General features: G+C 35.2%; 23 protein-coding genes, 2 other RNA genes and 3 riboswitches. Of the genes, 6 read left to right on the top strand and 19 right to left on the bottom strand.

The window, feature by feature from the left end:
- Window positions 1-11: 11 nt before the first annotated feature.
- Together RTP99_RS01650 and RTP99_RS01645 are read right to left on the bottom strand one after the other, a co-directional pair.
- Entirely contained in the window at window positions 12-671 is a 660-nt protein-coding gene (locus RTP99_RS01650; protein WP_000875522.1) for a ribonuclease H family protein, read from the bottom strand.
- Between the two features lie 151 nt (window positions 672-822).
- The gene (locus RTP99_RS01645) at window positions 823-1308 is read right to left on the bottom strand and encodes a QueT transporter family protein (protein ID WP_001026467.1); all 486 of its coding nucleotides are present in this window, start codon (window positions 1306-1308) and stop codon (window positions 823-825) included.
- A 6-nt stretch (window positions 1309-1314) separates the two neighbouring features.
- Window positions 1315-1359: riboswitch (PreQ1 riboswitch) on the bottom strand.
- A gap of 132 nt (window positions 1360-1491) precedes the next feature.
- On the opposite strand from RTP99_RS01645, the gene RTP99_RS01640 reads away from it, so the two are divergent.
- From RTP99_RS01640 to RTP99_RS01630, 3 genes are all read left to right on the top strand, one after another.
- The gene (locus RTP99_RS01640; RefSeq protein ID WP_000127430.1) at window positions 1492-2364 is read left to right on the top strand and encodes an aldose 1-epimerase family protein; all 873 of its coding nucleotides are present in this window, start codon (window positions 1492-1494) and stop codon (window positions 2362-2364) included.
- Between the two features lie 70 nt (window positions 2365-2434).
- A complete protein-coding gene (locus RTP99_RS01635) occupies window positions 2435-2821 on the top strand; it encodes a reverse transcriptase-like protein (protein ID WP_000573869.1) in 387 nt (128 codons plus the stop codon).
- A 13-nt stretch (window positions 2822-2834) separates the two neighbouring features.
- Window positions 2835-3740, top strand: coding sequence for a DMT family transporter (locus RTP99_RS01630; protein ID WP_000711156.1), 906 nt, complete (start codon window positions 2835-2837; stop codon window positions 3738-3740).
- Between the two features lie 2 nt (window positions 3741-3742).
- Here the strand turns inward: RTP99_RS01630 and RTP99_RS01625 are convergent, their stop codons facing one another.
- Window positions 3743-4003: a DUF6123 family protein gene (locus tag RTP99_RS01625; RefSeq protein ID WP_001195212.1), complete on the bottom strand. Its 261-nt coding sequence runs from the start codon at window positions 4001-4003 to the stop codon at window positions 3743-3745.
- Window positions 4004-4186: 183 nt separating this feature from the next.
- On the opposite strand from RTP99_RS01625, the gene RTP99_RS01620 reads away from it, so the two are divergent.
- The gene (locus tag RTP99_RS01620) at window positions 4187-4747 is read left to right on the top strand and encodes a cysteine hydrolase family protein (RefSeq protein ID WP_000806356.1); all 561 of its coding nucleotides are present in this window, start codon (window positions 4187-4189) and stop codon (window positions 4745-4747) included.
- Between the two features lie 34 nt (window positions 4748-4781).
- On the opposite strand, the gene RTP99_RS01615 is transcribed toward RTP99_RS01620, so the two are convergent.
- The 9 genes from RTP99_RS01615 to RTP99_RS01575 form a co-directional block, all read right to left on the bottom strand.
- Complete coding sequence (locus RTP99_RS01615; protein ID WP_000570998.1) at window positions 4782-5642, bottom strand: GNAT family N-acetyltransferase; 861 nt, start codon at window positions 5640-5642, stop codon at window positions 4782-4784.
- Between the two features lie 531 nt (window positions 5643-6173).
- On the bottom strand, window positions 6174-6314 hold the full coding sequence (locus RTP99_RS01610; protein WP_001228043.1) for an FbpB family small basic protein: 141 nt from the start codon (window positions 6312-6314) through the stop codon (window positions 6174-6176).
- 337 nt (window positions 6315-6651) lie between these two features.
- Window positions 6652-7518 carry a 5'-3' exonuclease gene (locus RTP99_RS01605; RefSeq protein WP_000757049.1) on the bottom strand — a complete coding sequence of 289 codons (867 nt, stop codon included), beginning with the start codon at window positions 7516-7518 and terminating at the stop codon, window positions 6652-6654.
- A gap of 129 nt (window positions 7519-7647) precedes the next feature.
- On the bottom strand, window positions 7648-8373 hold the full coding sequence (locus RTP99_RS01600) for a P-type ATPase actuator domain-containing protein (RefSeq protein ID WP_000964962.1): 726 nt from the start codon (window positions 8371-8373) through the stop codon (window positions 7648-7650).
- Between the two features lie 343 nt (window positions 8374-8716).
- Window positions 8717-8882, bottom strand: a riboswitch (M-box (ykoK) riboswitch).
- A 204-nt stretch (window positions 8883-9086) separates the two neighbouring features.
- A non-coding RNA gene (gene ssrS, locus RTP99_RS01595) (6S RNA) lies at window positions 9087-9270 on the bottom strand.
- Window positions 9271-9291: 21 nt separating this feature from the next.
- Window positions 9292-9474, bottom strand: a non-coding RNA gene (gene ssrS, locus RTP99_RS01590) — 6S RNA.
- 116 nt (window positions 9475-9590) lie between these two features.
- On the bottom strand, window positions 9591-10424 hold the full coding sequence (locus tag RTP99_RS01585) for a sulfurtransferase (protein WP_000961787.1): 834 nt from the start codon (window positions 10422-10424) through the stop codon (window positions 9591-9593).
- 2 nt (window positions 10425-10426) lie between these two features.
- Entirely contained in the window at window positions 10427-10699 is a 273-nt protein-coding gene (locus RTP99_RS01580) for a YpbS family protein (RefSeq protein ID WP_000451811.1), read from the bottom strand.
- A gap of 21 nt (window positions 10700-10720) precedes the next feature.
- Window positions 10721-11188, bottom strand: a complete 468-nt coding sequence (locus RTP99_RS01575) for a GNAT family N-acetyltransferase (RefSeq protein ID WP_000219272.1) — start codon at window positions 11186-11188, stop codon at window positions 10721-10723.
- Window positions 11189-11260: 72 nt separating this feature from the next.
- Here RTP99_RS01575 and RTP99_RS01570 point away from each other — a divergent pair, with 72 nt between their 5' ends.
- On the top strand, window positions 11261-11515 hold the full coding sequence (locus RTP99_RS01570) for a DUF3931 domain-containing protein (protein WP_000369740.1): 255 nt from the start codon (window positions 11261-11263) through the stop codon (window positions 11513-11515).
- 3 nt (window positions 11516-11518) lie between these two features.
- On the opposite strand, the gene RTP99_RS01565 is transcribed toward RTP99_RS01570, so the two are convergent.
- On the bottom strand, window positions 11519-15178 hold the full coding sequence (locus RTP99_RS01565) for a dynamin family protein (protein WP_000182149.1): 3660 nt from the start codon (window positions 15176-15178) through the stop codon (window positions 11519-11521).
- A gap of 540 nt (window positions 15179-15718) precedes the next feature.
- On the opposite strand from RTP99_RS01565, the gene RTP99_RS01560 reads away from it, so the two are divergent.
- Window positions 15719-16882 (top strand): DUF418 domain-containing protein, encoded by a 1164-nt coding sequence (locus tag RTP99_RS01560; RefSeq protein WP_000193091.1) that lies wholly within the window; start codon window positions 15719-15721, stop codon window positions 16880-16882.
- Between the two features lie 54 nt (window positions 16883-16936).
- On the opposite strand, the gene pbuX is transcribed toward RTP99_RS01560, so the two are convergent.
- From pbuX to RTP99_RS01530, 6 genes are all read right to left on the bottom strand, one after another.
- Entirely contained in the window at window positions 16937-18259 is a 1323-nt protein-coding gene (gene pbuX, locus RTP99_RS01555) for a xanthine permease PbuX (RefSeq protein WP_000809226.1), read from the bottom strand.
- 3 nt (window positions 18260-18262) lie between these two features.
- On the bottom strand, window positions 18263-18856 hold the full coding sequence (locus RTP99_RS01550) for a xanthine phosphoribosyltransferase (protein ID WP_000866487.1): 594 nt from the start codon (window positions 18854-18856) through the stop codon (window positions 18263-18265).
- Window positions 18857-18964: 108 nt separating this feature from the next.
- Window positions 18965-19066: riboswitch (purine riboswitch) on the bottom strand.
- A 116-nt stretch (window positions 19067-19182) separates the two neighbouring features.
- Window positions 19183-19929, bottom strand: a complete 747-nt coding sequence (locus tag RTP99_RS01545; protein ID WP_000256354.1) for a type I methionyl aminopeptidase — start codon at window positions 19927-19929, stop codon at window positions 19183-19185.
- Window positions 19930-20070: 141 nt separating this feature from the next.
- Window positions 20071-20544, bottom strand: coding sequence for a GNAT family N-acetyltransferase (locus RTP99_RS01540; protein WP_000386770.1), 474 nt, complete (start codon window positions 20542-20544; stop codon window positions 20071-20073).
- Between the two features lie 45 nt (window positions 20545-20589).
- Window positions 20590-22107, bottom strand: coding sequence for a carboxypeptidase (ypwA, locus tag RTP99_RS01535; RefSeq protein WP_000215093.1), 1518 nt, complete (start codon window positions 22105-22107; stop codon window positions 20590-20592).
- A gap of 101 nt (window positions 22108-22208) precedes the next feature.
- Window positions 22209-24146 carry an ATP-dependent DNA helicase gene (locus tag RTP99_RS01530; protein ID WP_000493701.1) on the bottom strand — a complete coding sequence of 646 codons (1938 nt, stop codon included), beginning with the start codon at window positions 24144-24146 and terminating at the stop codon, window positions 22209-22211.
- Between the last annotated feature and the right edge of the window lie 28 nt (window positions 24147-24174).

Below are 24174 nucleotides of genomic sequence, written 5' to 3'. Positions count from 1 at the left end.
CTTGCACCTCTCTATTCGGTTATTTCTTTATGACTATCAATCACTGTTCCTTCTAATGCTTGCGTAGCTAATTGATGTGCTTCTTTATTTTGTTTTCTTGATATAGGCTCACATACAAGTTTTAATTTCATTTGCTTCGCCTTTTGCTCAATTTGATCTAAATAATGATTTAAATGTTCATCATAACAAGGCCATTCTCCAGCCAATTGCTGCAGTACAACTTGAGAATCTCCGCGAAGCGTGACCGCTTCATACTTAATCCCTAATTCCTCGAGTATATTCATGCTATATAGTAATGATGCATATTCCGCTTCATTATTATCATATATGCCTTCTATATATGCATTACGGCGAATTCGGTAGTTTTTATTTCCTTTTTTATAGTACACACATATACCTACTCCAGCTTCTTTCGTCTGCACATCATAACCACCATCAAAATAAACGAGTATTTCTTGAGGCTCATCCTCCACTTGCTTACTCAATTTTTTCATTTCTTTTAATGACCATTCTGCATCCATTTCATCATAAAATAATAGTTCTTTTACTCTTCCTGTTTTCTCGAAATCCTCTGCAAATTGAAGTACTTCTTCTATGTTCATATAATCTGTCGTTAAGTCCGTCTGCAAACCGCGCTTTGTTTTATACAACCAATGAATTTTATATTTCATACTAGATTCCCCTTATGTAAGACTTCTTATATGTAGCCAGCTAATGAAAGCCTCACTTTATTTTATTATATTTTATCAATAGTCACAGCATTATATTCAATGTGATTACATACAAAAAGAGCTATCCCTATAGGAATAGCTCTTTCATCTATTACATAAATCTTTCAAATTGTACTCGTTTATTAATCCAGTACATTACAGGCATACCAATCGCCATGACAACAAATTCACCGATTGCACATGTTAACCAAGTCAACATAAATGGTAAATCAAATGCAAGATGAAGTTCAATTGCAATCATAAACATTGTAATTGTAAAAATAACTGTATTAAAAATCATACGAGCCCAAACACCTTTAATAAATCGCATAGAAATAATCGTTGCAACTAATGCAAGAATAGATTGCCCTACTCCAAATACTAAATCGTAAGCGATCATAGGTGAGAAAAAGAGATTCGTTAAAAATACACCTAATACAATTCCGTAAATTGCTTTCTTATTAAATACAACGAGATGATTAAACATCTCTGAAATACGAAACTGTACATTCGTAAAGCCAAATGGCTGAATAAGCATAGAAACAGCAATATATAATGCCGCTAAAATACCATTACCGACTAAAGTTCTAATATTCATGACAAAATCTCCTTAGTTTTTTTACGTGGGATGGTTTCGAACCACGTTATTCGTTTTTTTAGCAACAAGATTATATTTTACGCGGTAGCCCCCCTTTCGTCAATAGATTCCTACCATGAACTACCCTTTTTCTTTTAGACAACGTATAATGAAATATATGAAAGATTTAGGAGGTTTTACTTCATGACTGCAACAATTCAAAATGAAAAAGTGATCGTTACCATCTCTGACAAAGGTGCAGAATTACAAAGCGTTCGCTTAAAAGAAGACAATACAGAATACTTATGGCAAGGTGATGCTACTTATTGGGGACGCCGTGCACCAATTTTATTCCCAATCGTCGGCCGATTAGTAGATAATACATACTACGTAGATGGTAAACCTTATTCTTTAACACAACACGGCTTTGCTCGTGATCTTACATTCTCTGTAGAAGAACAAAGTGAAACGAAAATCACCTACATTGTAACTAGTAATGAAGAAACATTAAAAAAATACCCATACGAATTCGAATTACTCGTTTCTTATGAACTAGACGGACAAACCGTTCATGTAACATACGAAGTGAATAACCCTGCTTCAAAAGAGATGTTCTTCTCAATCGGAGCACATCCTGGTTTCAATTTCCCGTTATTAGAGGGCGAGTCATTTACAGATTACCATCTATCTTTTAATGGTTCAGAGCGTTTAGAAACGAGCGTATTAGAAGGACCTTACCTTTCAAATAAGAAGCAACTAATTGCTGAAAGTACGAATGAGTTGCCACTTACATACGACCTATTTAAAAACGATGCACTTATTTTTGAAAATATGAATACAGATGAAATCTCCATCCGTTCTCATAAACATAATAAATTCGTAAAAGTAGAATTTGATGGATTCCCATTTGTCGGCGTATGGACACCAGGCGAGAATGCACCTTTCTTATGTATTGAACCTTGGTACGGAATTGCTGATGAAGTAAATCCAGCAAAAGATTTCAAGGAAAAAAAAGGAATTCAATCTTTACAAGCGCATGAAACATTTACATGTCGTTATAGTATTACAATCGGCTAAGTTACTCTATCCCCTACTTCAATGAAACATATAGGTAGGGGATCATCTTATCATTTGGAGGTTTCTCATTTTGATTGAAGTATATATTGATGGTGCATCAAAAGGAAATCCTGGTCCTTCTGGTGCAGGCGTATTTATTAAAGGGGTTCAACCCGCTGTACAATTATCATTCCCCCTTGGGACAATGTCCAATCATGAAGCGGAATACCACGCTTTACTTGCGGCATTAAAATATTGCACGGAGCATAATTATAACATTGTCTCTTTTCGTACAGATTCGCAACTTGTTGAGCGAGCTGTCGAAAAAGAATACGCAAAAAATAAAATGTTTGCACCACTATTAGAGGAAGCACTGCAGTACATAAAAAGTTTCGATCTCTTTTTTATTAAGTGGATTCCAAGTAGTCAAAATAAAGTTGCTGATGAATTAGCTAGAAAAGCTATCTTACAAAATTAACGGGGGTATGAGTGTGAAAAAAGATTGGATTGCTCCTCTTGCTTTATTATTTGTGTCTTTTATTTGGGGAGCTACATTTGTCGTCGTTCAAAATGCTATGTCTTTCGTTGGTCCATTTACATTTAATGGTATACGCTTTTTATTCGCTGGAATCATTTTATTATTCGTTCAAATGATTTTCTCCAAAAAAACTTCAAAACAAGATATAAAACAGAGTAGCCTCGCTGGATTAACCGTTGGATTCTTTTTATGCGTTGGCTATGTATTACAAACATTCGGCTTACTTTATACAACTTCTTCAAAAGCTGGTTTCTTAACAGGGCTTAGTATCGTTATGGTACCAATCTTGTCTTTTATCTTTTTAAAACAAAAAGCTACTATTTTTATCGTAATTGGCATTGCTGTAGCAACAGCGGGTTTATATTTATTAACAGCAGGTGATTCTTTTCAATTAAACATTGGAGATATACTCGTTCTCGGTTGTGCAGTTGCTTTCGCTGCTCATATTCTCGTTAACGGCTTCTTCTCTAAAAAAATATCACCTTTATTGTTAAGCACATCGCAAGTATTAGCTGTCGGTATGTTTTCTTCTATTTGCGCCTTTTTGTTTGAAGATTGGGAAAAATTATTTTCAGTAGCACTATGGACGAATGCTTCCTTTTTATTTGCTCTATTTCTAACTTCCCTGTTCGCGACATCCATTGCTTTTTTCATTCAAACATCAGCACAAAAACATACGTCTCCAACGAGAGTAGCAATTATTTTCGCAATGGAGCCCGTTTTCGCTGCCTTAACAGGCGTTCTCGTTGCAAACGAACAACTTTCTATTTCCGCTATTATCGGATGCCTCTGTATTTTCCTAGGCATGGTTTTTGTTGAATTACCTTCTAAAACAAAAAAAGAAGCGCAGGCTGCGTGAAGTTACGCTTGTAACTTCCGCATAAAAGCCTTAGCGCTTTTTTTATCTGTAATCTCTTCTTCTTTCAATCGTTCTAATAACGCAACAAAATAACTGCCATCAAACTGCAATTGATGCTTAATTGTCGCTTCTATTGCTGCGTTTACAATGCCATCAGATGCACCCGTATATCCTTGTCCGAACATAATAAATCCTTGTGCTTCCTCTGATAATTTAAATCCTTTCGTATGTAAGAATGAAAGATAATCTTCTACTGTTTGCATGTTATTCCCACCTACTCAAAAATTCTCCACTTCCTATCATACATGTTTTTATACGCCATGAGAATGAAATTTCTTTGACAACTTTGTAAATCAATCATCTACTTCGTTTATAAATGGAGGATTTCTTTACAATATGAAGGAATATGTACCGTGGAACTTATTCCATATTAAAGGGGAGACATGATGAAACAAGCACTATTAATTATCGATGCGCAGCAAGAATTAATGGATGGAAATGAACAAGAAAGTGAAGTTTTTCGTAAAACCGAATTATTATCTACATTAAATACAGCCGTGCAGAAAGCAATAGATTCCAATGCCCTTATTGTTTTCGTAAGAGATATCGATGTTGCTTCTGGTAGCGGCGTAGGCTTTGAAGTACATAATAAAATCCAAGTACCTCAGTCTGCAATCCTTATTAATAAAGCAGCAACAAATGCATTCTATGGCACTTCTTTACTTGAACTTTTAAAAGAAGAAAAGATTAACCATATCGTTATCGGTGGATGTAAAACAGAGCATTGTATTGATACCGCTGTAAGGACAGCAACTGTACAAGGCTTTGATGTTACATTAATTAAAAACGGTCATTCCACAACTGATTCTGACGTATTGTCTGCAGAGCAAATTATTGGTCACCACAATAAAACTTTACATGGGCATTATAACGTTGATCATTTTTCTATGGTGAGGGATATCGAGGAAGACCTCTTTCAGCCGACTCATGATCAATATCGTGATTAGCGAAAAAGAATCCTTCGTTCAGAAGGATTCTTTTTCACCCAAAAATTTGTGCTGCAATGCTATATAACTCATTATTCCTTTTTAATAATTGACCGCTATTTTTCATCATAATTGGTGGTGTATTCACCTTTTTAAAACCAGTAATCTCTAATACTTTCATGAAATCTTTCTTTCCTTCTAGTACATCAATTCTTAATTTACCATTATGCCCTTTTGCTAAATCATGTACAATTCTCATTGCCATCTCATCATTTTTAGCAACAACCGGTCCTATTATTTTATTTTCTGGTGTTTGTATGCTTAAACCGTAACCTAATACATTTTGTTCCTTGTCCTTTACAACGATACACTGTTCACTTTGCATAATTCTTTTCTTTAAAAACTCTTTTCTATTTGTTCCAAACGCATATTCATCTATTTTTATTATTTTTTCTAACTCATCCTCTTCATAATTCATCACATAATCTTCATTTCTTACACAATAATCATTCGCATTGTATGAGTTACATATGTATTTAGAAACATAACTTACTGCCCTAAATCCTAATTTTTCATATAAAGGTTTCCCTTCATCCGTAGCAATAAGCATAAATGGAGTTTGAGCTGATACGCTATTCATGCATGAATTTGTAATCATCTTTCCAATTCCTCTTCCCTTATAATCTGGATGTACAATTACCATTCCGATAGATGCCAACGCCTCCCCATATAATATTATTGCTGCGCTAGCAATAAGTTCCTTTCTCTCATTCCATACGCCGTATACAATACCTGAGTTAAAAATTGCTTCAACTTCTTCCCTGTTATAATCCCAACCAATATAAGATGATAATGCTACAATATCGCCTATTTGTTCTTCCCTAAGACGCTCCACGCTAAATTCCAATTCAATCATACTCCATCCCCTTATCTAGACATTTAAATCCATCTTCCCAATTCAACTTGTACATGTTACCCTTTATTTGTCACGCATATCCTATTTTGACCAAGACTATATGAGGTGACAACATACCTATAAGAATTAAGTACAATAATAATTAAAATCATGCTAATGCAACATTATTAACCATACACAAAATAGTTCTATCGCTATTTTAAACATCCCTGCTAATAGTGCTAATCTTTTTTAGGATGGCAACTATCTATCTTGTGATTAAAATAGTACAGCTTCAAATTTCACTACCTACCCATTACAGTACCCATTAGAAGTAACGAAAACATCGTCACCTTTGTTCCAGAAAATCCAGATGAAACACTTCCAAATTTGAATTGCTTCTTTGACGGTGAACGCTTCATACGGATTACTCCTCGAAATGTACGAAATTACTTTTGGGCTTGGATTTGGTGGAAGTAATACAAAAGAAAAAGCTTGTAGTTTGGATAGTCTCTAAACTACAAGCTTTTTTCATAGGGAAAATTATTATACTCAATTACTAGCAACTTGATATGCTACATGTCGTTTCTCAATTCGTTCCTCAATTTCTTTCATATTTTCTTTATTATTTAATAGTGATTGTTTATTTTCAATTAATAATTGTTTAAAAGATTTTCTCACTTTTTTTCTCATTTTCATTGTCCTCCTTGGGGGATGATTTATATAAAGTGAAACTTTAATCAGTGGGGGTTTTCTTCATCCCCCACTGATTATTAGTTGAACCAATCGGACTTTTATGGGCAGTTGATCCCCCACCTAACTTCTTTGCTTTCGCTGAATTTTAAGATGGGGGTCTTACTGCCCATTAAAGTGGGATAAAAGATAATGAATTATCTGGTTGTTCTTATAATAATTGATTGTTGTGAATTCTATTTGAACTTCATATGAAAATTCCGTTTATTTTCTGACAACTTTGTGAACAAAAAAAGAAAGACCGATTCATTTTACTTTTAATCGGTCTTTCGAGTATTTACAACATATTGATTAATATTTCAGGTCTTCCCCAATTCATTTCTTCACAAACGAATCGTAATTTTTCTTCATCTATTGTGTGTAATCCTTCTTCTAGTGAACATGAAATAGGAACTTCACAATGAATTTGTGCCAATTGTAATGAAATATTTAAATTCTCTAAATCACTTTCAATCTTCGTACGTTGCGCTTTCGTTAATGATGTTATGTTTTCTAGTACAGTTGATACTGTTCCGTGTTCTTGAATAAGCTTATACGCTGTTTTTTCACCAATACCTTTTACACCTGGATAATTATCACTTGTATCTCCCATAAAAGCTTTCGCATGAACAATTTGCCACGGTTCTACACCTTTTTCTTCCATAATTTTCCCCGGTGTGTAATACTCGTAATTTCCAATTCCTTTGCGCAGAAGCATAACTGTAACGTTCTTATCAACAAGCTGAAGTAAATCCGTATCACCTGTTAAAATATAAACTTCCGCTTCATTGCAATATTGTTTTGCTAGTGTACCGATACAATCATCCGCTTCATACCCTTTCAGACCGATAACTGGAACAGATAATTTTGCAGTCATTTCTTGCACTAGATCAAATTGCGGAATTAATTCTTCAGGCGGCGCTGCACGATTCGCTTTATAATTTGAGAACGATTCTGTTCTAAATGTTGTACTTCCCATATCCCAGCATGTTACGATATGTGTCGGTTCAATTGCTTGCATTGCCGTTAATAAATGTTTCATATAACCATGAATCCCATTTGTAGGGGTACCATCTTGTCGTTTCATAAACTGTCCATAGACACTTGTTGCATAAAAAGCACGAAATAATAGTGCCATACCATCAACTAATAATACTTTTTTCATAATTCCTCTCCTACCAAAAAAATAATAACCTCACGTCATCACGTAAGGTTATATAAATAGATTACCATTCTACGTTTTTCAACTTTGTCTATTATACATTGTTTTTGTATATTTAGCATCATTTACACATTAAGACGTTCTACTACAACAAGTATGAAGAATCCCTGTATACGTATTTTTCCCAGTTGAAACTACTACAGCTTTCGCATTTCCACCAACAATATACGTTCCTTTGAAACATACATTTTCAAGTTCAAGTGGATTATAGTCTTTCATTCTTTTTAAAGGAATAAATCGTTTGCGCTCAAGATGATAGCAGCTTTCAAACTTCTCAATACTCGCATCATTTCCTGTTAGTACAGATTCATTTACTAATAAATCATTTGCATAAATGATACGTACATCTGCTGGTACTGTGTCACCTTCTGAAAGGAAAATTATATCCCCAGGAACAAGCTCTTGTACTGGCAAATCCATCATTTTTAATTCACCATTTAAACCTGTTACACTAGAACATTCTACTCGAGACACAGTAATCTTTTCACATTGTAATCCATCTCTCACATGTTGTTTTGAAAAACCTGGGATCATTCCACTTAGCTTCATCATTACTTCCGCAATACGAGCTCTTTTTGAAGTTAATTCATTTCGGCCGTATACTTGAATACGTTTTTGTGCCTCTTTCATAGATAATCCATCTCTTGTTGTTTTAAAATACGCAAATACAGATTTTACATCTCTCGTTGCGATTTCAATTAATAAATCTTTATTTTTTTGAAGCAATGTTTGTTCTTTCATTGATTTTTTACTTAATTTATATGACGTGTTACCCACAGTTTTGTTTGCATATAACATATTATCGTCTCCTCCTTTACAACGTAGGAAGAAACGCTTTGTTTCTCAATTTATCTACTTTACTGTGAAAGTATTTAGCGCTTAAACATACATATAAACGCTACATGATGATAAATATAAAGGGAGGAACAAGTCGTTTCCTGCCTACATCATATATTTTTGATTTGAAGTATATGGGTAACGGAACCGAGTCAGAATTTGACATGCTCCTCACCTCCTCGTTTTATTTTATAGTTTATACTATGAAATTACTCATAGCTTTGCAACAAAAAGACCTTTACTCCGAAAAGAGTAAAGGCCATGACATACACAAATAAACGATTCCTAATACAATTAGAAATCTACGGACCTCTCCCTCGCCGAGTTTTAGCACTGTATAGCATAGGTACATTACCAGCTACGTTAAGAAAAACCTTAATTCGATCATTCCTGTTGACCCATTGGCGTCTCTCGACATTTTTGGGCAGTAGCATTTCTCTATACAGGAGCCTCACCTAACAGAGACTTATTTTTATTACATAGAAAATGTTACTCTTATTTAAAATAGATGTCAACAGTAGCCTACATTTTTTTCGAAAGGTATAACAAACTAACCTAGATATAATAAAGACAGAAAGTGCTATATTTATTACGGAAACTTCACAGGTGAATCGAGATAACATGGATATATGTATGCAACAAAAAAACCTTACGTATAAAACGTAAGGTTTTTATTTAGCCCCACATATGCCGTTCTCTCTAGATGTCCATAAACCTGCTCTCACAGGTGGATGCTCTCACAAATGTTTGTAACTTCCTTCTTAAAAAGATGGCATGTTAGCTACATTTAAATATTGAACTTCCATATTAAACTTATTGGTTTAAGACATGCATAAGCTACGTACACCGTAGGAATTTTATATAATGTTAGTTGAAATAAGACCCCCGCACGTGCCGCTCCTCGTAAATGTCCAAAAACCCGCTACTCGCAGGTGGATGCCCTCACAGTTACCGTACATCTTCCTCCACAAGGAAGGCTTGATGATGGTCGCTAAATATTGAGCTTCCGTATAACTAACATCGGTTTTAGACATAAATAAGTTACGTACACCGCAGGATGTATTATTTACTTGTCGTTATATTATCACATTGTTTCCAATGTGTAAAATACAAAGTTTTTCGAGCAATCTCTTGCTTGTGACCTTATTTTAATACAAATTATTTTTGCATGCAAGTGATTAATCTTCTTCTTTTGCAATTTGATTTTCTGGATAAGAAATCCAATCACTCCAGCTACCTGCATACAATTTAACATTCTGGAATCCAGCTAATTTCAATGCAACGATATTTGGACATGCTGTAACACCAGAACCACAATATACAATTGTTTCCTTATCTTTCGAAAGATTTTGGAATCGTTCTTGTTGCTGAGCTTCATTCTTAAATTGTCCTGATTGCAGCATTCCATCCTTCCAAAAATAATTTACTGCTGTTGGAATGTGTCCTGCTTTCGGATCAACAAGTTCCTCTACACCAGCATAACGTTTTGGCTCTCTAGAATCAATTAACGTAACATCTGCACCTGCATAAATATTCTCTCTCACCGTTTCCATCGTTACAAGCATATGATTTTGTACATTTGCTTTGAATGCTTTTCGTTTAGCAACAGAAATTTCCGTTGTTACCGGTAGTCCATTCTCTTTCCATGCTGGAAATCCGCCATCTAATATATATACTTTCTCATGTCCTACATAGTTTAATAACCACCAAAGACGAGAAGCATTTGCACCCGCTTCACTGTCATATGCAATCACTTTCGTGTGTTCATCAATACCAGCTTGCGAAAGCTTGTCTGCAAACTCCTCAATATTTGGTAACGGGTGGCGACCACCATGTTCTGTTATAGGACTTGATAAATCTACATTCAAATCAAAATATAATGCATGAGGAATATGTTCTTCCTCATACTTTTCTCTACCCCAATTAGGATTCGCTAAATCAAAACGACAATCGATTATACGGACGTTCTCATCTTTTATATGCTCACGTAACCATTCGACTGTAACTAACATCTTTAACGACCTTCTTTCTCTTTCAAACGACTTACATACTCCATAACCATTTCTTTTGTAACATATTTACGCTCTAGTGTAACACCATTTTTTGCAAGAGCATTAATTTGCTTCGTTACAACATTAATGACATCAACCGAAAATTCTTTCCCATTTGACGCAAGAGATACGGCTGCTTCAATAGCTGCTTCACGCTGCGCATCTAATTGTAAACATGCTTTTACACTTTCATTTTGTTTACGAGAATGTGCTGTAATTGCTTTATGTACTTCCATCTTCTCTTCCCCCTAAATAAGTTATACGTTCTGATTTAATTCCATTGCAAGCCGAATCATATCACGGCATACAATCCCATTTTCAATAATCTCTTCTTCATAATGCTTCGAAAAGTAATCAAAATCAATAGAAAAAATACGAAATCCACATTTTTGATATAAAGCAAGTTGTGAAACACTAGAATTGCCTGTACCAACTTCAAGTTTTGACATACCATATCCTTTAGCAGTTTCTATAGCATGACTTACTAGCTTCTTTCCAATCCCTTTTCCTTGCAAATGCTCTACAACCGCAATATTCATAATTTCCATCGTCTTCGGCCTTGTTTCCAAAATCACATATACACCGATTACATTATCCTCTTGCTTAGCTACGTATGTTAATCCTCTTTGTACATATGCATCAATTTGCTGTTCACTTGGATCAGCAAGTAGTAATAAAGACTTCGGTATAGCTTCTTTTGAAATACGTTCTATTACAACAGTCATAAAAAATTCCCCCTTCTCTATTGTTCTAAACCCTCCTTGTCTACCATAAGTAATAGAAAGGAGGGATTCACCATGGACAACAATGAGAAAAAATGCAACGTCATCTCTATTGATGGAAAGAAGAAGAAGAGCGACACGTATTCCTATCCAAAATTAGTAGTAGAAAACAAAACATATGAATTTTCTTCGTTCGTCTTATGCGGTGAAACACCAGACGGCAGACGACTCGTTCTTACTCATATGATTTCTACCGATGAATTTGCTGGGTTTGTCAAATCTTTAGATACTGTACTACAAAAGAAAATCGAACGAATCTTTTTCTCATAACGACTACATCACATACATTTCTTTTTCAATCTCTACTAATTGCTTTTGCAATTGTTCTTTACTTTGTTCATATAGTGATACATCAATTGTTTCAGCCAATGCAAATAATACACTTTCATAATAATTCATCACATCTTGCTGCATCACTTTTTGGAATAAGTTCCATTTCAAATCCCACTCTTGCTTATAATGATGAACAAATAAATCTTTTTCATCAGCTACATAGTTTGATACGAGAGGTTCTAATACAGATTTAGCGTCTTCTTGCATAAAGGCTTTGTCATTCTTTTCAAAAAAGCTTTTCTCGTTTTTAAAGTGTGCCAATGCTTTTTTGAAATCTTTTATTTCAACTGAAGGGAACGGTTCTTTATGTGTAATATCTTTATATTCATATTCCACTGTTCCATTCATAGAAATTGATTCATTTTCTACTTTACAGTTCACCACAATTTCATTCTTTGCACGCTTCATCGCTTCATCTATCCATTTTTCAAGGCGTAATGATGTCGCACGCATTTCTTGTAATAAATCATGCTGAATAAATGCTACTAATTCCATAACACACTGCTGCAACTGCACTTTCACATTTCCATCCGTTCGAAGCGATGCTGGATTAATAAATTCAGTAAACACATCGTTATAGCGTAGGAATAGACGTTGTTGCACGTAATAAAGCAATTCTTTCACTTCATTTTGCATCGCCTGTTCTTCAGCAAGCACACTATATGATGAAATAATATGAAGTAGTTGATCACGCTCTGCTTCATATTTTTTCGTTTGCTTCTCTTTCTCTTCATTCCCCTGCTTTGCACCATTTATCATATTTACTAACAGCTGATCTGCCCCTTGCAATGCACCATATAAAGCATGAACAGATACGAGCATTAAATCTCTCATCATAAAGGATGTAAATGATTCCTCGAACTTAGCAATCCCAGAGTTTTGTAAAATACCGTACTTCTCTTTTTCAATATTTTTCCCTTGTTTCTCTTCAAGCGCACATAAACTTGAAATTGCAAATAAACGCGGATTCCTAATACCGTATTGCAGTAGCTGATCTGCGATATAACCTTTTACCATTTCAAGCTCTTCTTCAGACTCTGCTAAATCGGCCGCATTAATTAAGAAGAACATTTTATCAAGAGCAAAAGTATCCTTTACACGACCAAGCTGAATTAAAAATTCACGGTCGGCACGAGAGAACACGTGATTATAATACGTGACAAATAAAATAGCATCTGCGTTTTTAATATACTGGAACGCAACGTCTGTATGGCGGGCGTTAATAGAATCCGCTCCAGGTGTGTCTACAAGCGCTACTCCTTGCCTTGTTAATGCACAATCATAATAAAGCTCCATGTACTCAACAAAACAAGATTTTTCTTCATTCGCTACATAATCAGAAAACTCATCTAATGTAACTTGTACTTGCTCACCTAAATGCGCAGAAACCGTATCATACCCTTTTTGTACCGCTCGTAAAAAGCTAAATGTTGTTTTTTGCTTTCCAGTTGGTGAAGGGTATTTCATAACTTTATCAATCTGTGCTAACGCTTCATCTAACGTAGTAATCTCATAATGAAACAGCTTATAAACAGCTTTCATATCTTCTAATAAGGCTTGCTTTGATTTAAATTGAACCATTACTGTTCCGTGTGGTTTTTCCTCTGTAACTGGCAAAATTTGATTAATCGTTGCCGTCGTCGGATTTGGTGACACAGGAAGTACTTTTTCACCAAGCAATGCATTGGCAAATGATGATTTCCCAGCACTAAAAGCTCCAAATAATGCCACTGTAAATTGTTTCGTTTCCACACGGCGCCTTTTTTCTATTACCTCTTGCTGTACATGTTTTAGCGCTGGCAATGGCTCTAATATCGTTTCAGCTTTCTTCACTTTCTCTAATATACGCTGAATATTTAAAGCTGCCGTTCCTTTTATCTCTTCCTCACGAGCCGCTACGTTATCATTTACAATTTCCTGCTCTTGTAGTGTGAATTTCTCACTAACAATTTGTTTTTTACTTTGCAATATTTCCTCTACTTGCAATCCTTCTGGTGTAGCAACACGATCATGCCAAATATTTTGTAAATAGCCTTCATATGCCTCCAAATTGTTACTGTATTGCAATTGTGTTTCTTTCGCAGTTTGCAACATCGTATATGTTTCAATCTCTTCTTCAACACGATCAACTGCTTCTTTTACCTTTTGCTTTAAAACGACTGCACTTTTATCAAAAATTTGCTGTGCTTTTGTAAAATAGCGTTTCTTTAATTCATTCGCTACATCCGCTGTATAAAGAAGTAAGTAATCACCTGTGAAACCTGCACCTTGTTTAATTACTTCCGCTAACATTTCTGGTCCAAAAGCAATTTCTAAAGCATATATGTCTTTCCCAATCTCTTCTGTAAACAACCCTTCTTCTTTTAAGAAGGCAACAATAAATTCTTTCACATGAAAATCAAGTTGCGTTTCGACAGTCTTTTGCAAAGCAGCATAAAAAGCATCTAAACGTCTCTGTTTTTCTTGCTCAGTCTTTCCTTTCGCAAATAGCAAACCAACTTTAAATTTTGTTAATTTCGTTTCTAAGTACGCATTTGCCAATTCTCTCATTTCAAATGGCATTAAATACGCGTTATCTAATATAGCTTGTAAACCTTTTATAAATTCATTTCTCATTTGAGACTCTTTATTAGCCTCGCGATGTTTCATTTCCGTTAGCTCTTCTTTCTTTTCAACTATTTCTGAAATGGAAAGCGGTGATGCTAACTCTTCCTCATATTTCAAAAGAGCTTTTTCATTTTCAGAAAGAATAAACGAGAAATGTTCCCCCATTAAATATTCTGTTTCTCGCTCCATTCCATCTCTTACATACTGCTCTTTTTCTTTCATAATAGAAGTAATTAACGTTTCTAGGTTTTCAATTTCATTATGTGGATGGTTCATCATTCGTAATGATGTATAATAAACTCCATCTACTTCAATATCCCAGTTAGAGAATGATTGTTTTACACTATCTCTATAATCCGCAAACGATAATTCATTTTCTTTATGTTTATCTATTTGATTTACAACGAGATAAACCGTTTTATTACGTTGTTTCAATTCTTTAACAAATTGTAAATTCACTTCCGATTGGACGTGATTATAATCCATCATATAAAAAATCACGTCTGCTAGATGCAGCGTTGATTCTGTCGCTAGTTGATGGGCATCATCTGTTGAATCAATCCCTGGTGTATCAACTAACATAACACCTTCAGGAATTGGCGCATCATTCCGATAAATATGAACACCAATTACTTCATCGCCATCTTTACAAATTTGTTTTAATTCTTCTGCTGAATATGCACCGTCATATTCGTACTGCTCTCCAGATTTAATCGTTACAACAACACGATCAAATCCCTTTTCAATTTTAACGACGTTAGCGCTTGTCGGAATTGGACTTGTCGGTAACAACTGCGCTTTATATAGATGATTCATCATCGTTGATTTCCCTGCTGAGAAGTGACCGCAGAATGCTATCATAAGCTGCTCTCGTTTATATTTTTGAATTACTTCAAACAACTTTAAGCTATTCTCTGCATCGCCGTGTTTTTGCCACTCTTCATAAAAACAAACAAGTTTTTTCATACCGTTTGTCTGTACTATGTTTGTCATCCCCTTGTTCCCCTTTATCCAAGATGTATATGCTATTTGCAAGCCAATAACCAGTGAGAAATGCACCTACTCATTGATTATCTTTTCACTTTACTATCATACTAAATTTTCAGCATATTCTCATTAAAAATAAAAAATCCCTTTCATTCTTTTTACAAATGAAAGGGATTTTATGTAATATCACTCATTTTGCTGTTCCTACTCCATTTAAAACATACTTTGCAATAACTGCATATACAGCGACTGTACCTGCTACTAATGCATATACCATACTCATGCACCAACCTTTTTTGATAATGATTATCACTTTTGAATACATTTTATCATTAAAGAGAATCATTATCAACACTTTTTCATAAAGAAAGCCCCTTATAAGAAGGAGCTTCACTGCCTGTTTTGAAAAAAGGTAAAACTTGTTGTGCACTCTTATTATATCTCATCTTACATAACTTAATAGTTAAAAAAAATGGAAATCCACCCTATACCCTCCATCTTACATTTTGTATAATAAAAGGGAATTACTTAACAAGGAGGAAAATAATGACACAAAATATTTCACAAGGCGAGAGGATACACTCCATCGATATTATTAGAGGAATAGCTGTACTTGGTATTTTTCTTGTTAACTGGCCTGTTATCGCCGGGATTGACTCACGTGATATTACAGGAATTTACGAAGGGATAGACAGCTACATTCGCCTATTTTACGATATGTTTATTCAAACAAAGTTTTATACTATCTTTTCATTTTTATTCGGCCTAGGATTTTACATTTTTATGACTCGTGCTGAAGCGAAAACAGATCGACCAAAAACTTTATTTGTTCGTCGCTTACTTATTTTATTATTATTTGGTTTCTTACATTACGTTCTTTTATGGGACGGAGACATTTTACATACTTATGCAATTACTGGTTTTTTCTTATTTTTATTTTATAAGAGAGAGCCACGAACTATTTTAATTTGGTCAATTGTACTATTAAGTTTCATGCAACTGTTCTCATTATTAGGTTCTCTTCTCATGTTAATCGTGCCAGTAGAGGAATTAGGCCTTTCCACAGCAATTATGCCGTTAGAAAACTGGGGCTTACAAATCACAGACCGATTCCATTCTTTCTATTCTGAAGCAATTAGTAACAGTCTTATTATGCTTCCTGAAACACTAGGATTGTTTTTACTCGGATTATATGCCGGTAAAAAAGACATTTTCCGCCGTGCTAAGGAATTAGATCCAAAACTTAAAAAATGGCAAATCATTATGTTCATTTTAACATTACCGATGTGGTTTATTATGGTTTACTTCTTTATGAACAATCAACCATACACACCATTTTCACTTATGGGTATTACGATGATAAGCGGAAAGACATTATTCATATTCTACATTTTCACGCTCATGCGTTTATTACAAAAAGAAAAATGGCAAAAGATATTACGTCCGTTCCAGTACGTTGGTCGAATGGCATTAACAAATTATATCTCGCATACAATTGTTACGTTGCTTGTATTCGGAATATTGTTCAAAAATGATTATCTTGCTCCATTATGGGTAGGACCACTATTTTGCATCGGTTTCTACACGCTGCAAATCTTTATTAGCCGCTGGTGGCTGTCACGTTACCAATACGGGCCACTTGAGTATATATGGCGCCTTGGTACGTACGGAAAGATGATGCCACTTAAAAAGAAAAGCAAGGTCTCGTAAGCAACACAAAAATAAAAGGTTCAAATCGCATGCGATTTGAACCTTTTATCAATTTTACGCTTCTCTTACCGCACTTTGTATCGGAACTGGTTCATCCTTTACTTTCACTTTACGCTGGGGCACCATATTAAATACGATATTTAAAAGGACTGCTGACGCACTTCCAAGTACGATTCCGTTATCTGTTAAAATACGAATGCTTTCTGGAAGTTGTGAGAATAATGTAGGAACGACAGTAACTCCTAGTCCAATTCCGACAGAACATGCAACGATTAATAAGTTTTCTTGTCTTCCAAAATCAACGCTACTTAACATTTTAATACCATATGCCATTACCATACCGAACATCGCTAACATCGCACCGCCAAGTACTGATTTCGGAATGATTGTTGTAATAGCGGCGATTTTTGGAATGAACCCAAGAACGATTAACATACCACCACACGTGTAAATAATCACGCGATTTCTTACTCCAGTTAATTGAACAAGCCCTACGTTTTGAGAGTATGTTGTATACGGAAAAGCGTTGAAAATACCACCTAACACCATCGCTAATCCTTCTGCACGATAACCTTTTGTTAATTCTTTTTCACCAATCTTTTTATTGCAAATATCAGATAATGCAAAGTAAACGCCTGTCGCTTCTACAATCCCTACGCAAGCAACGAGAATCATCGTAATAATTGGCGTTAATTCAAATGTTGGTGTACCGAAATAAAATGGCTGGATACCATGGAACCAATCCGCTTCTCCAACCGCTTGCAAGCTTACTTTCCCCATAAATGCTGCAACGATTGTACCGAACAATAGACCTAGTAAAATAGAGATTGAACGAATAAATCCGTCAAAGAAACGATACATAATGATAATAAATAGTAACACACCAAATGCTAATGCTAAATTTTCAAGACTACCAAAATCTTTACTTCCTACTCCACCAGCCATATCATTAATAGCGGCAGGAACAAGTGTAACTCCAATTACGGTAACGACAGATCCTGTTACAACAGGGGGAAACAGCTTTACAAGCTTTCCAAATAATTTCGCAAAAATAACAACGAATAACCCCGCAGCAATAATCGCTCCATAAATAGAGGATACGCCGTATTGTTTCCCGATTGCAATCATCGGGCCAACCGCTGTAAATGTACAACCAAGTACAACTGGAAGTCCAATACCGAAAAAGCGATTTGATAATGCTTGTAAAATTGTCGCAACGCCGCACATTAATAAATCAATTGAGACTAAGTACGTTAACTCTTTTTGATTTAAACCAAGTCCGCCGCCCACAATAAGCGGAACGATAATTGCACCAGCATACATTGCAAGCATATGCTGCATACCAAGTGATGCGATTTTAAATGGATGTTGCTTCATCGCTTATTTCACCTCCGCAGTTTCATGCTGTACAAATGTAACTGTGCCGTTATCAAGTGATGCAATTTCTGCTAGTGATTCAACACGAACTCCTTGTTCACGAAGCTTCTTTCCTCCATCTTGAAATGCTTTTTCAATAACAATACCAATACCTGCAATACTTGCTCCGGCTTGCTCTACTAAACTCATTAAACCTAAAGCAGCCTGACCGTTTGCTAAAAAGTCATCAATAATTAAAACGCGATCACTTTCATCGATATGATTTCGAGATAATGAGATTTCATTCGTTTCTTGTTTCGTAAATGAATATACGTTTGCCACATACATATTATCTTGTAACGTTAACGATTTACGCTTTCTAGCAAAAATTACTTTTACACCAAGTTCTAATGCAGCCATAACCGCTGGTGCAATACCTGAAGATTCAATCGTCACGATTTTTGTAATGTTCTCTTCTTTAAAACGTTTAGCAAATTCTTTTCCGATTTCTTGCATAAGTACTGGATCAATTTGATGATTTAAAAAAGCATCTACCTTTAATACGTCACCAGATAAAACCTTTCCTTCGTTCAAAATCTTTTCTTGTAATACTTTCATGTTTGTTCCCCCTCTTATGCAATAAAAAAACTCCAAAAGCCGCCACCACTCGTTACAAGTGAGAGACGCGCTTTTGGAGTTTCGCAAAAAAAGAATGCTAAACAAGCAAATATATTCGTCCTCACTCATAGTCAAAGTATTTACGGTACTTCGGTAGAAACTTGCAGGCCATATCCCCGCGATTATATGAGTGTAGCTAACTATTTATTTTATAGAAGGATTATAACGTACTTTTTATACTTTGAAAAGCTTTTATTAATAAAACACGGACAAATTTTATAAAATCATCATTTTTGTTCGAGTTTTATAAACTCTTTCATTCCAAATTACAACTTCGTTAAAATGATCGGTCCATCTTCTGTAATCGCAATTGTATGCTCATATTGAGCTGATAATTTCCCATCCATCGTTTTCGCAGTCCATCCATTTAAATCTACTTTCGAATATCGCATACCTACATTGACAATTGGCTCAATCGTAATTACCATTCCCTCTTGTAACTCAGGCCCTTGTCCCAGCTTACCAAAATGAAAAATTGCTGGTTCTTCATGAATCTCTTTACCAATTCCATGTCCCGTAAAGTCTCTTGCGACAGAAAAACCTTCACTTGCTACATAACTTTCAATCGCATAACCAATATCTCCTACATGATTACCAATTATCGCCTGATCAATGCCTTTATACAAAGCATTCTCAGCTACTAGTAACAACTTTTCTGCTTCATCAGAAACTTTTCCAACTCTATACGTCCAAGCAGAATCTGAAAGACCACCATTTAAGTTTACTACCATGTCAATTGTTACAATATCACCCTCAGTTAAAGGAACATCGGCCGGAAACGCATGACACATTTCATCATTTACAGATGCACATATCGCATATGGATATCCATTGTACCCTTTCTGCTCAGACGTTGCACCATGCCGTTCTAAATATGCTTCCACAAACGTATTAATTTCTTTTGTTGTAATACCTGGTTTCATTATTTTCGCAATTTCTCTATGACATGAAGCAAGTAACTTTCCAGATTCATGCATTACATCTATTTCATTTTTCGTTTTAATTGTAACCATTCTACCTCTCCTGACTAAACTTCACATTTACTACTGAAATTCAATCATACACATCCTCTATCAAAAATTCAAAGCACCCAATTACAAAAAATATTATTTATTTCTGCATCAAAATAAAAAACAGAGGAGATTCTTCTGTTTTTAATCATTTTTACATATATAATTCATTTTCAAAAACTCAAAACAACTACCATTTGTCTTCTGTATAAACGTTCCAACTGCTTCAAATCCTGCCCTTTTATACACTTTAATTGCTCTCTTATTAAATGTAGCTACTGATAGTGTTATATACTTGCATCCATATTTTTCTTTACTAAAAGCTAGTATAGCGTTTATGAACTGTAAACCAAATCCGTTTCCAGTTATATTAGGTTTCATTCCAAGACCTATATCAACCGTCCCATCATTTATTTTACAAACAGTAAAATAACCAATGAGAGTGCCATGTTCCTTCACAGAAAAGATATGATCCCCCCTACTCTCATCATGTAAAAATTCAGCTAAATCTTCTTCATCTGCCTCTATATCATAAAAGGAATATTCCCCTTCATAATGCCAGTTGTATGCAATTTCTTCTGCTTCTTCTTGCGTCATTACTGTATATGTATAATCCATTTTTCTCCCCCCTTTAAAAAAAGAGCTGCAAGTAAGCAGCTCTTTTTATAACTCGTAAATTTCTTTATACTTCGCTTCTAAATAATCTGCTAAGTAATTTGCATTTAATCCTTCACCTGTTACATCTTCTAAAATTTCAAGTGGCTTTTTCGTTTTACCGTATTGGTGAATATTTTCTGTTAACCATTCACGAATTGGTGTTACGTTTCCTTCTTCTAATAATGCATCAAAGTTCGGAATGTCTTTTAACATTCTTTGCTTAAATTGCGCTGCATACATATAGCCAAGCGCATAAGATGGGAAGTATCCAAATGAACCACCAGCCCAGTGAACATCTTGTAATACGCCTTGTGCATCGTTAGCCGGGCGAATTCCTAAATATGCTTCCATCTTATCATTCCAAGCGGCTGGTAAATCCCTCACTTGTAATGTACCATCAAATAATTCTTTCTCAAGTTCATAACGAACCATGACGTGAAGCGGATATGTAAGCTCATCTGCTTCTATACGAATAAACGACGGCTTTGATTCATTAATCGCATCGTAAAACTCATCTACTGATAAATCATTGAATTGACCATCGCTATACTCTTTTAATAAATCATAATTTTTCTTCCAGAATGATTTATTACGACCGATAAAGTTCTCAAAGAATAATGATTGTGACTCATGAATACCCATAGACGTTCCACTACATAGCGGTGTACCTTCAAATTTCTCTGCAATATTTTGTTCATATACAGCATGACCACATTCATGAATTGTGCCAAACACAGCCATACGGAAATCTTTTTCGTCATAGCGTGTCGTAATACGAACATCCCCTCTATTTAATGTGATCTCGAATGGATGTACCGTTTCATCAAGACGACCTGCTTCAAAATCATAATTTAATTGCTTTAATAGCTCTAATGTAAAGTTTTTTTGTTTTTCTTTTGAAAAATGCTCTGATAAAGCACTTGTCTTTAATCTCTTTTGCGACTCTGATATTTCTTTTACGAGCGGAACGATACGCTCACGAAGTTGACCAAATACGTGATCTAACACTTCTACCGTAATACCCGGCTCATACATATCTAATAATGTATTATATTTATATGTTTCGTAACCCCAATATGTAATGAACTTCTTTTTAAATTCAACGATTTGTTCTAAATACGGACGGAACATTTCGAAATCAGATTTTTCGCGAGCTTCTTCCCACACACTTTCCGCTTTCGCTTCTAATTTCACATATGCTTCGTATTCCGCTTGTGGAATTTTCTTATTTCTATCATATTCTTTACGACACTCTTCCACCATTTTCTTCGTCGTTTCAGAAAGTTTGTCTTCACTTATTAAAGCTTCAAGCTCTGTTAAATAGTTCCCCATCTCATCTGAAGTCGACATAGCAAATACTTCTGATGAAAGCATGCCAATTACTTCTGAACGCTGGTCTACACCTTTTTTAGGCGCACCTGTTCTCAAGTCCCAAAACATTAAGCTTAATGCTTCTCCATAATTCTGTATCTTCTTCACATATGTTAAAAATTGTTTTTCCACTTCATATGTAGCTACTGTCATCCTATAAAAACCTCCTTTTTCTACCTCAAACTTAATTCGACACGAAAATCCAAATTCCTTTTATAATAGAAAAAAAGCTTGGCAAGCGCCAAGCTTTCTCCTTATAATTCTTTACCTTCTACTGGTAGTACGTTTTTCACCGCTTCTACCACTTTCTCATCTTCTGTATCAGATAAGAAGATTGATATAGCACCTTTATCCTCGCTCGTACGAATTAAACGGCCAATCCCTTGACGAAGACGTAAAATCATATATGGTACATCTACATCCCAGAATGGATCATTTACGTGTTTACGCTTCGCTTCAAACACAGGATCGTTTGGAGGGAATGGTAATGACCAAATAATAACATGTGATAATGATGAACCAGGAATATCTAAACCTTCCCATAAATGAACGGCACAAAGTACAGTCTCTTCTTCATTTTGGAAACGAGAAACGAGCTGACTAATTTCTTGGTCCCCTTCATATAAGAACGGAACTGACATTTGTTCTTTACTTACATATTCTTTAAACGCTGCAAGCTCTTGTGTTGTACGGAACAATACAAGTGTACGACCATTTGTTTTTTGTATATTTTCAAGTGTATATTGACACTTTCTTTCCCATTCGTTTTCTTTCGTATGAGATAGTAAGTTTACTGCCATTTGCTCTTCGTAATCAAACGGTGAGGCAACTGAGAATGATAAGTAATCTTTTACCCCTAAACTATTTGCTGTAAATGCGAATGAATCGTTGTTAGATAATGTAGCAGAAGAGAAAATATACGGGATTTTCTTCGAGAATACTTTCTCTTGTAATACTTCTTCAACTGCACGCGGCATAATTACTAACGTGAAAGCTCCATCACCTTCTTCACCCCATGTAATTACATTTTTCTCGTGCATAAACAGACGAAGTGAATGCTCTAATACATCTAAATGTTCATCAACGATATTTAAATCATACGTGTTTACTGTATGCATTTCACTTTCAAATACTAATGCATCACCGACTTCACCAATTTTCGCATAAAGTCGCTTCGCTTCAGCCGTTACTTTTTCTGTCACAGTAATTTCTAAACGATCAGAACCAGCAATTTCTTTTTTATTCTCTTGTAACACATCAAAGAATCGCTCTGTTTGCCAAATTGTTTCTTCTACTAAATGCGCAAACTCCTCGCGAATATCATTTTGTAATAATCTCGTTAAAAGTTGCTCCATCATCGTTTGCTTTAAACGATATGTTAAAGCTTTTTGAGCTGCATACTCTACAAGATGTCCTTCATCAAATACAACACAACTACTTTCTGGTAATAATGGAATTTGTCCTTCACGCTTACGAGCATCATACGTCCAAATATGATCCATATAGAAATCTTGAGAGCAAATAATTAAATCTGCTGCTTTACGATAATGTTCACGTGATAGAGTTTGCCCGCAACGATGTCGAGAATCACAAGTGAAGCAATCTTGGAAGTAATCCCAATTTACTTTTGACCATTCCTCGTCATTTAAAAGCGGAAATTCTTTTCGGTCACCATAGTGAGTAAAGTTTTGCATCGTACCGTGGTCAAATACAAACTGCGGTAATTCGTAGTATACATCTTCAATTACTTCTGGAGCTCGTCCACTCATAACATCTTCAAGTTTACGTAAACATAAATAATTATCCATCGATTTCGCAAGTCTTACATCTACCGATAAGCCTAATGCCTCAGATAATTTAGCAATGTCCCCTTCTTCTTTCACAAGCTGCTCAATTAATGTTTCATCTGCACAAGCGATAATCGCTGGCTTTCCAGTATAACGTGCATAACAAATTGCATATAGAAGATATACAATTGTTTTCCCGGTTCCTACACCCGCTTCTGCGAACATTACTTTCTTTTCTTGGAAAGCACGCTCTAATTGAAACGCCATAAAAATTTGTTCATCACGCTCTTCAAAGCCTTTTTCCGGAAGGATGTCGTAAAACACATCTCCAATCCACTCATTCAACTTATCATAAAAATTGTCTTGTTTCCCTACTTCAAATGGTAATCTCTTCTCAGTAAACATCCTTAGCCTCCAACCAAAAAGTTTTTCT

The organism is Bacillus sp. (in: firmicutes), from assembly GCF_031983925.1.
In the GTDB taxonomy this organism is placed as follows: domain Bacteria; phylum Bacillota; class Bacilli; order Bacillales; family Bacillaceae_G; genus Bacillus_A; species Bacillus_A pacificus.
Note: the sequence above shows the minus strand (reverse complement) of the source record. Positions and strands in the feature narration are given on the sequence as shown.

Excerpts from the sequence above, each read along its gene's own strand:
- RTP99_RS01650 (WP_000875522.1), bottom strand. The coding sequence starts at position 671 with ATGAAATATAAAATTCATTGGTTGTATAAAACAAAGCGCGGTTTGCAG.
- RTP99_RS01645 (WP_001026467.1), bottom strand. The coding sequence starts at position 1,308 with ATGAATATTAGAACTTTAGTCGGTAATGGTATTTTAGCGGCATTATAT.
- RTP99_RS01640 (WP_000127430.1), top strand. The coding sequence starts at position 1,492 with ATGACTGCAACAATTCAAAATGAAAAAGTGATCGTTACCATCTCTGAC.
- RTP99_RS01625 (WP_001195212.1), bottom strand. The coding sequence starts at position 4,003 with ATGCAAACAGTAGAAGATTATCTTTCATTCTTACATACGAAAGGATTT.
- RTP99_RS01620 (WP_000806356.1), top strand. The coding sequence starts at position 4,187 with ATGAAACAAGCACTATTAATTATCGATGCGCAGCAAGAATTAATGGAT.
- RTP99_RS01615 (WP_000570998.1), bottom strand. The coding sequence starts at position 5,642 with ATGATTGAATTGGAATTTAGCGTGGAGCGTCTTAGGGAAGAACAAATA.
- RTP99_RS01610 (WP_001228043.1), bottom strand. The coding sequence starts at position 6,314 with ATGAGAAAAAAAGTGAGAAAATCTTTTAAACAATTATTAATTGAAAAT.
- RTP99_RS01605 (WP_000757049.1), bottom strand. The coding sequence starts at position 7,518 with ATGAAAAAAGTATTATTAGTTGATGGTATGGCACTATTATTTCGTGCT.
- RTP99_RS01600 (WP_000964962.1), bottom strand. The coding sequence starts at position 8,373 with ATGTTATATGCAAACAAAACTGTGGGTAACACGTCATATAAATTAAGT.
- RTP99_RS01585 (WP_000961787.1), bottom strand. The coding sequence starts at position 10,424 with ATGTTAGTTACAGTCGAATGGTTACGTGAGCATATAAAAGATGAGAAC.
- RTP99_RS01580 (WP_000451811.1), bottom strand. The coding sequence starts at position 10,699 with ATGGAAGTACATAAAGCAATTACAGCACATTCTCGTAAACAAAATGAA.
- RTP99_RS01575 (WP_000219272.1), bottom strand. The coding sequence starts at position 11,188 with ATGACTGTTGTAATAGAACGTATTTCAAAAGAAGCTATACCGAAGTCT.
- RTP99_RS01570 (WP_000369740.1), top strand. The coding sequence starts at position 11,261 with ATGGACAACAATGAGAAAAAATGCAACGTCATCTCTATTGATGGAAAG.
- RTP99_RS01565 (WP_000182149.1), bottom strand. The coding sequence starts at position 15,178 with ATGACAAACATAGTACAGACAAACGGTATGAAAAAACTTGTTTGTTTT.
- RTP99_RS01560 (WP_000193091.1), top strand. The coding sequence starts at position 15,719 with ATGACACAAAATATTTCACAAGGCGAGAGGATACACTCCATCGATATT.
- pbuX (WP_000809226.1), bottom strand. The coding sequence starts at position 18,259 with ATGAAGCAACATCCATTTAAAATCGCATCACTTGGTATGCAGCATATG.
- RTP99_RS01550 (WP_000866487.1), bottom strand. The coding sequence starts at position 18,856 with ATGAAAGTATTACAAGAAAAGATTTTGAACGAAGGAAAGGTTTTATCT.
- RTP99_RS01545 (WP_000256354.1), bottom strand. The coding sequence starts at position 19,929 with ATGGTTACAATTAAAACGAAAAATGAAATAGATGTAATGCATGAATCT.
- RTP99_RS01540 (WP_000386770.1), bottom strand. The coding sequence starts at position 20,544 with ATGGATTATACATATACAGTAATGACGCAAGAAGAAGCAGAAGAAATT.
- ypwA (WP_000215093.1), bottom strand. The coding sequence starts at position 22,107 with ATGACAGTAGCTACATATGAAGTGGAAAAACAATTTTTAACATATGTG.
- RTP99_RS01530 (WP_000493701.1), bottom strand. The coding sequence starts at position 24,146 with ATGTTTACTGAGAAGAGATTACCATTTGAAGTAGGGAAACAAGACAAT.